The 1,112-nt window shown below is 60.4% G+C and carries 2 protein-coding genes; both read right to left on the bottom strand.

Going from position 1 to position 1,112, the window contains the following annotated elements:
* On the bottom strand, positions 1-269 hold a 269-nt coding region (locus B5X69_RS21245; RefSeq protein WP_483881687.1), incomplete at its 3' end, for a beta/alpha barrel domain-containing protein.
* Between the two features lie 60 nt (positions 270-329).
* The coding region (locus B5X69_RS20760) for an RHO alpha subunit C-terminal catalytic domain-containing protein (RefSeq protein ID WP_281250963.1) at positions 330-1,112 on the bottom strand (783 nt) is incomplete at its 5' end.

The following is a 1,112-nucleotide window of genomic DNA, read 5'->3' as shown; positions in this document are numbered from 1 at the left end:
GTCGGCCGGATCGCGTCCATCAGCTTGCGGTATTCGTCGATGATGCTGTCGTCGAGACTGGCGAGCGAGGGCAGGCCGGTCGGGTGGGTGCTGGCCGCCTCAAGGAAGGTCAAGCCCACGCCTCCGCGCGCTCTTGCCAGATGGTAGTCGATGTGGCGCTGGGTCAACGGGCCCCAACTGAAGGCGGTCCCGTGTGCTGAGCGGGCTATGCGATTAGGGATCTCGACATCCGCGATCCGAATCGGCGTGAAGACATGAGAAAGTGACATTTTCCGCTCCCGGCGGGTGTGACCACCAACGCCGCATACATTGATTACCGGCCGACTTAGTCAGGTCGCGGCGATGTATTCGCCAAGCGTGCGATGATAGTGACGCACCCGCGAATCCTGATACTCCGCAAGGTTCAGCTGCTTGTCTCGCGCCGCGCGCATCCCGGCTTGGATCGCACGGATATGCGCGCAATCCTGGTCGAGAATCTCACCCAGCACGCCAAGCACGTTCGCCATCGGCTCCTCGAATGCTTGGACCACTGGTGCGGCGGACGGTGGGCGCTCGCCTTTGAACGGAGACAGGATGATGATGTCCATCAAGCATTGGTTGGGGTCGTCGTTCAGCGGGCGGAACCGGTAGAACAGAGGGTAAGCCAGAGTCGGCCAAGGCTGGAAATTCGGGAAGATAAAGTAGAACACAGCGTCGATCGCGCATGCGGTGTCCAGATCTGACAGGTCCACCTGCAACTGCTCTGAGAGCATGTCGGTATAGATCCGGCCGATGACGTCGCGCGGCGTCTCTCCTTCACCGAGCAGGGACTCCGGCGCACCGATCAAATGCCCGTATCCAGGCATGTATGCGTCGATAAAGCGATCGACGATCTGTTGATCGGTGAGAGGATAGGAGCCGGACGATGTCGGTATTCCGGCAGGGGTCAAAGTCCGGCTGAAATGGCGCTTGCCCGGCCAGACGTCGTACTGGGCCTGCTCGATGGCCGAGTATGGCGCGGTCTGGGGGTGAACGTTTTCGACGTGGAACGATTCGATGAATGCGTCCATCACGGTTTTCCAGTTGCCCGGCATCTTCTTGATGACGTGTGCCGACTTGTAGCGCCCGGTCAG

The organism is Sphingopyxis flava (genome assembly GCF_900168005.1).
GTDB classification, from domain to species: Bacteria; Pseudomonadota; Alphaproteobacteria; order Sphingomonadales; family Sphingomonadaceae; genus Sphingopyxis; species Sphingopyxis flava.
Note: the sequence above shows the minus strand (reverse complement) of the source record. Positions and strands in the feature narration are given on the sequence as shown.